Origin of the sequence: Microcystis sp. M113S1 (assembly GCF_020246945.1) — a bacterium.
Taxonomy (GTDB): domain Bacteria; phylum Cyanobacteriota; class Cyanobacteriia; order Cyanobacteriales; family Microcystaceae; genus Microcystis.
The window spans coordinates 1-6933 of the sequence record NZ_JADBSA010000097.1; the positions used below are offsets into that span (position 1 = coordinate 1).

At 36.0% G+C, this 6933-nt stretch carries 7 protein-coding genes; all 7 read left to right on the plus strand.

Annotated features, from left to right (window positions below; all coding sequences use genetic code 11):
- The first annotated feature begins 162 nt into the window (after window positions 1–162).
- Window positions 163–1089, plus strand: coding sequence for a glycosyltransferase family 2 protein (locus IM319_RS05285; protein ID WP_287734916.1), 927 nt, complete (start codon window positions 163–165; stop codon window positions 1087–1089).
- 62 nt (window positions 1090–1151) lie between these two features.
- Entirely contained in the window at window positions 1152–2429 is a 1278-nt protein-coding gene (locus tag IM319_RS05290) for a hypothetical protein (protein WP_287734917.1), read from the plus strand.
- 36 nt (window positions 2430–2465) lie between these two features.
- A complete protein-coding gene (locus IM319_RS05295) occupies window positions 2466–3416 on the plus strand; it encodes a polysaccharide pyruvyl transferase family protein (RefSeq protein ID WP_287734918.1) in 951 nt (316 codons plus the stop codon).
- 28 nt (window positions 3417–3444) lie between these two features.
- Window positions 3445–3966, plus strand: a complete 522-nt coding sequence (locus IM319_RS05300; protein ID WP_287734919.1) for a hypothetical protein — start codon at window positions 3445–3447, stop codon at window positions 3964–3966.
- Between the two features lie 223 nt (window positions 3967–4189).
- The gene (locus IM319_RS05305) at window positions 4190–5014 is read left to right on the plus strand and encodes a class I SAM-dependent methyltransferase (protein WP_287734920.1); all 825 of its coding nucleotides are present in this window, start codon (window positions 4190–4192) and stop codon (window positions 5012–5014) included.
- Between the two features lie 57 nt (window positions 5015–5071).
- Window positions 5072–5794, plus strand: coding sequence for an FkbM family methyltransferase (locus IM319_RS05310; protein ID WP_287734921.1), 723 nt, complete (start codon window positions 5072–5074; stop codon window positions 5792–5794).
- Window positions 5791–6933, plus strand: a 1143-nt coding sequence (locus tag IM319_RS05315; RefSeq protein ID WP_287734922.1) for a glycosyltransferase family 4 protein, incomplete at its 3' end; no start/stop codon positions are given. The genes IM319_RS05310 and IM319_RS05315, both read left to right, overlap by 4 nt.

A 6933-nucleotide genomic window follows, 5' to 3' on the forward strand; every position in this document is an offset into this window, starting at 1 on the left:
CATTATAGAGACCGAGACTTAGTTGGATTAACTGTCTTGAAAGCTTCGGATTTTAACAGTGGAGATAGTGAAAATAAAATTAATGGCTCTGAAAATCCTGAAATGGGTTGACAATTTGGTCAGGGTGGGTTAGGATACCACAAGTTAACAGTAAATCCGTCTATGGCTGACTTCCAACTAACCACTCCTGTCGCCTTCCTGATTTTTAATCGACCTGATACGACGGCGAGAGTATTTGAAGCCATTCGTCAGGCTAAACCACCTAAGTTATTAGTGGTTGCTGACGGTCCGCGTCCAGATAGACCAGATGATGTTGAAAAGTGTAAGGCGGCTCGTGCTATTATTGATAAGGTAGATTGGGATTGTGAGGTATTAACGAATTATTCGGATATTAACCTGGGATGCAAGAATCGCGTATCCAGTGGATTAAATTGGGTTTTTGATACAGTTGAAGAAGCAATTATTCTTGAAGATGATACTCTGCCAGAGCAAACGTTTTTTCAGTTATGTGATATTGTCTTAAGTAAATATCGTGAGGATGAAAGAATTATGATGATTTCTGGTACAAATTTCTTAGGTAAATGGAAATCAAATATTCAAAGCTATCACTTTTCTTATTATGGGGGAATATGGGGATGGGCTTCTTGGAAAAGAGCTTGGAAATATTATGATCGTGACATGAAGTTATGGGCTGATCAAGAAATCCAGAAGCGTGTCCGTGATGTACTAGCAAGTCATGGACAATTTATGAGTAGAGAGAAAATTTTCTGGGCAGCTTTTAAGGGAAATATTGATACATGGGATTACCAATGGGGTTTTGCTCGGTTAGTTCAGTCTGGTCTATCAATAGTTCCCTCTGTTAATCTAATTTCTAATATTGGATTTGGAGAGAATGCAACTCATACAAAATCACCCAACGCAGAATTAGCCAATCTAAATACAACTTCCCTTGAGTTTCCTCTCAAAATCAATCCTTTTGTTGCTGTTGATAGAGAATACGATAAAAAAATGTGTGATAAATTAATGAAACCTCAAAATTATTTATTTAGAAGAGCATTGCAGAGGTTAAATCGTTTGCTTAGTCCCTAGTGAATCGCAGTGACTGATTTCAAATATATATATATCCTTAATCATCTAATATGAAAAAAAATATGACGCTTGAAATAATTGCAACTACTGCTTTCTATTTAACTTTATTCTTGTTATTCATAAATTTTTACTTAAATGCAGGACTAGAGCCAAAAAATGCAGATGAGGGATTAAGAGGAACAATAGCATTAGCTGCTACTGTTTCTATAGGAGGTGCGTTTTTATCAGACCAAGAATTTCGCAAAATCTTATTAGGTAAAATAGGATTTTTTTATGCGATATTTATCTTATTATACACTTGTATAGGCTATCTTCAGAACGAGACTATGTTTATCCTGTCTGATTTTGCAGCTTTTATTGGATTTATTGTTGGCTTTGCAATGTTTCGCCTGATCGTGAAATCCTGTAATCCTAAGATACAACTTTTAGCTTTGATATCTGTTCCAACTTTGCTTCTCTACCATTCTCTTTCATTATTAGCATCAAAAACAAACATAATTGCTTTGGGAACAGAAAACAGAATAACTACTTATGCAGAAAGCCAGTTCTTAATGTTCCTCCAAGTACCGCTTGCAATTGCTATAGGAATTTTAGGAAGGCAAGGCTTGCTGTGGAAAATTATCTTAGGGGGATTGCTAGGATTAAGCTTTTTTTGTACAGTTATATGGGTATCCAAAAGATCGGCTTTAATTTACTTACTCCTTTTAGTAATTTTGTCTGTCTTGGTTTTATCTTACAGACTATCTAATGGATTACTAGCGACTCAATCATCTATCCTAAAGCTAGGGCAAATAAGAAACATATTATTCTTAATCGCTGTTTTGTTATTGATTGGTATATTTACTGATTTTATATTAGACATTCAACAATCAGCATCAGAATACTTTATTTTTGATAGATTTGCTCAAATCGAATCTGGAGATAAATCGTCCCAATTACGAGTCGAAGAAGCTATAGCCGCAGTTCAAAGTATGCAGAATTTAGAATGGCTAGTTGGTAGAGGGATAGGTGCTACTTTTTTGTCCCCCGTCCTCAACCAAGCGGCTACTTGGTCTCACATTGGTATTTTTACATTTTTACTTAAGGGAGGTTTAGTTTTATTTACTTTTGTCATTTTTAATTTATATTTCAAGTTTCCCCTATTATTTGTTAAGGCTTTGTTAAAACCTATGTGCTTCGAACCCAAAAGACGCGCCGCCTTACTTACCATCTTTCCTGGTGTTTTTTCATGGGCAATTGCCTTGCTAATGGTGGGGCATTTACATATACTGATTATTATCCCTTTGGGATTTGGTCTGGGTGCTTATTTGCATTTTAAAAAGTATGGTATAAGCCTTTAAGTCTTTGAGTTTAACTAAAAAGGATTTTTTTTTATTATGTATTATCAAACTATATCACTTCTCGATCCATCAGTCTGTAGTTCTAATTTGGGAGATCAGATTATCATAGATTCGGTTAAAAAAATATTATTTGATGTCTTCAAGGAAGTTTCTATTATAAATATTCCAACCCAGGATATAATCTCTAAGGTTTCTTATAAATACATGAAAGAGAGTGATTTTAAGATCGTGGGTGGGACTAATTTGTTATCCTCAAATATGAACTCTTACAATCAGTGGAAAATTAATTTATGGGATAGCTTATTTATTAAAGATGTAATTTTAATGGGAGTGGGGTGGTGGCAATACCAAAAGAAGCCTAATTTATACACAAAGATATTGTATCATAGTGTCCTCCATAAAGGCTATTTGCACTCCGTGAGAGACAATTATACAAAAAGACAGTTAGAATCTATAGGGATCAACAATGTAGTTAATACTGCTTGTCCAACTATGTGGTCATTAACTGATGAACACTGTCAAGATATTCCTAGAAGGAAATCAGATTCTGTCTTAGTCACATTTACAGAATATAACCAAAATCAAGAATATGATTCTAACTTAATTGAACTCCTCAGAGAAAAATATGGTAACATTTATTTTTGGACTCAGCAACCAAAAGACTATAAGTATATGTACAGCATTTATGGCAATAAAGCAATATATGTTCAACCCAGCCTGCAAGCATTAGATCAAGTATTAACTCTCGATCTTGATTACATTGGTACAAGATTACACGCCGGTATTCGAGCTTTGCAAAACAAAAAGAGAACATTAATTCTAGCTGTAGATAACCGAGCCGCAGAAATTTCTCAAGATACTAATTTACCTGTAGTACCTAGAAATGATTGGAAAAGTATAACATCCTGGATAGAATCAGCCTATGAAACTCGGATTAGACTTCCTTGGTCTAACATTGTTCAGTGGAAATCTCAATTTCAGTCATAAAACATAAATAAGTATTGGAGTAGTTTATATGTCTGTATTAAACATACAAAAAGTAGTTGTGAAATCAAGAGCATTATTTTCCCAGATTGATTTCAAAATATTTTCCACTAAAAATCCAGCCATGGCTAGTATCATCGAAACAATTATCGAAACAATTGTTGACCAAGGGTTAAGTTACCTAGAAAAACAAACCATTTGTGATTTAGTAGAAATAGCCATGAATAATGAAAGGAGAGGAGTTGAAGGGATTATTGTTGAAACTGGTTGTGCTTTAGGTGGTTATGCTATAGCTATAGCTAGTGCTAAGAGTAAAGAACGACCTTTTTTCATTTATGATGTCTTTGGGACGATACTTCCACCATCAGAACAGATGCCCAGAATCGTTATGAGGTTACAGCAAGTGGTAATGCTGATGGAATGGATGGGGAGAAATATTATGGGTATGAAGATAATTTATATACTAGAGTTATACAGTCATTTAAGAAATTTTCAATTGAGCCTCAAGAGAATAACGTTAATTTCATTAAAGGTCTATATCAACATACCTTGAAAATTAATAGTCCCGTCTCATTCGCCCATATTGATTGTGATTGGTATGATTCTGTCATGTGTTGTCTAACTCGAATTTAACCTTATCTTTCTTGTGGTGGGACATTAGTAATAGATGATTACTATCACTATTCAGGCTGTAAAAAAGCAGTAGATTTATATTTTCGGGACAAAAAGAATGATTATAAATTCTATCAAAAAAATCGTTTACACATTGTAAAAATATGAGATTATTAAATTTTGGCTGTGGCTCTACTTTTCATCCAGCTTGGGTGAATATCGATATAATTTCATCTTCACCAGAAGTTAGAGCATACGATATTCGTAAAAACTTACCTTACCCAGATGCTGAATTTGATGCCTGTTATAGTTCCCATGTCTTAGAACACTTTCAACAAGATCAGGCAAAAAAACTGCTGACTGAATGTTACCGAATTCTCAGATGTAAGGGTATAATAAGAGTCGTTGTCCCTGATCTCGAAGCAATAGCTAGAGAATATTTGGCTACTTTAGAAAAGGTCAATTCTGGGATTAAAGAAGCAGAATCTAACTATGATTGGATGATGCTGGAACTTTATGATCAAACTGTTCGTAGTGTTGGCGGAGGTAAAATGAAAGATTTTTTGCTAAACCCCAGTATTAATAATAAAGATTTCGTGCGTTATCGAATTGGTGCGGAAGCGGAAAAGTTTTGGGAAATTCAAGCTCATCAAAAGCCCCTGATGGAGAGAATAATGGCTAAGAGTCCCGCTTGGTTTTTGCAAAAACTGAGAATTGTTACGGCTAAATATCTAGTAGCACTTGTGGCAGGAAATGAAGCTAAAAAATCTTTTGAAGAGGGGATGTTTCGGAATTCAGGGGAAATTCATCTTTGGATGTATGATCGCTACTCCTTAAAGCGGCTGCTGGAACAAGTGGGATTTATTGATGTGCGTGTTTGTCGTGCTGATGATAGTAGAATACCAGATTTTAATAGTTATGGTTTAGATATGATAGAGGGCAAAATTCGCAAACCAGACTCTTTATTTATGGAGGCGATGAAACCCTAGAAATAATTACACTAAATTAAACTTCAAAACATTGATAAATTTTAAAAGAACTAAAAGATGACCAAAAAAATCATTAAAAAACTGTTCAAAAAACTAGGATTTGAAGTCAAGAGATATAATCTTAATACTTCACAAGTAGCTCTGATGGAGACGTTATTAAAATATCACCATATAGACCTAATTTTCGATGTGGGTGCTAACTGTGGACAGTATGCTAGTTTTCTGCGAGACTGTGGTTATGAGGGCAAAATAGTATCGTTTGAACCTTTATCCAGTGCCTACTCCCAATTACTTACTCTAAGCAAGAAAGATAACTTGTGGGAAATTGCTCCTCGCTCTGCTTTAGGAGATCAAGAAGGTGAAATTACCATTAATATTGCTGGGAATAGTCAAAGTAGTTCTGTACTGTCGATGTTGGATTCTCATGTGCAAGCTGCTCCTGAATCAGCTTATTGTAGTTCTGAAATAGTACAATTAAGACGGCTAGATACTTTAGCTAAAGACTACATTACAGAGGGTACTCAATCAATATTTTTGAAGATCGATGTGCAGGGATTTGAAAAGCAAGTTATTGAAGGTTCTTTTCAGATTCTTCCTTTAGTTAAAGGGATTCAAATAGAAATGTCTTTAGTGCCAGTATATGACCAGCAAATGCTCTTTGAAGATATGCTAGATTTTATGAGACAAATTGGCTACGAGCTATACACAATTATTCCTAACTTTGCCGATAGAAAAACTGGAAGACTATTACAAATGGATGGGATATTTTTTAAGTCATGAAAGTCTGTTTACTAAGTAATTCTGATGGTCGAGGAGGTGCCTATGCGGCCGTTTATCGTTTACATAAAGGTTTGCTGGAAACTGGGACAGATTCGACTCTGTTAGTTAGTGATAAAACTCGCGATGACCATACTGTTTTATCGCCAGCAAGTAAATTAATGAAGGGATGGACAAAGCTAATACCTGCCGTTGATCACTTGCCCTTGACATTATATACCCAAAGAGAAAAAACGCCTTATTCTATCCAATGGCTTCCCGATCGCCTTGTTTCTAGAGTAGCCCAAATTAGTCCAGATATTATTAACTTACACTGGATTAATGCGGGGTTTTTACAAATTGAAACCCTAGCCAAATTTAAGCAACCTCTTGTTTGGACGGCTCACGATATGTGGCCGTTCACGGGTGGTTGTCACTATAGTGGAGAATGCGATAAATATACTCAATCCTGTGGTCATTGTCCCCAATTAAACAGTCAGCAAGATGGGGATATTTCTGGTTGGGTTTGGTGGCGAAAAGCCAAAGCTTGGAAAAATCTCAATCTGACTATTGTTACCCCCAGTCAGTGGTTAGCAGATTGTGCTAGAAATAGTTCTCTATTTCAGGATTTACGGATAGAAGTAATTGCCAACGGCTTAGATATTCAAAGATATAAACCAATCGAGAAAAACACTGCTCGCCATCTCTTAGGATTGCCCCAAGATAAACAGCTTATTCTCTTTGGTGCTATGACGGCAACAAGCGATCGCCGAAAAGGATTTCATCTGCTGCTACCTGCCATAAAAAAACTCAGCCAGTGGGAAATATGGCAGCATAAATTAGAGTTAGTGGTCTTCGGTGCTTCTGAACCGGTTAATCCGCCTGATTTTGGACTGAAAACCCATTATTTAGGCAGATTAAATGATGACATTTCCCTGGCTTTAGTCTATGCCGCCGCCGATATTTTTGTCGCTCCCTCAATTGAGGATAATCTTCCCAATACAGTCATGGAAGCTCTCGCTTGTGCCACTCCCTCTGTTGCCTTTAAAATTGGTGGAATGCCTGATATGATCGAACATCAAGAGAATGGTTATCTGGCCCACCCCTTCGAGGTGGAAGACTTGGCACTGGGAATTAATTGGGTATTAGAAGATACAGAAAGG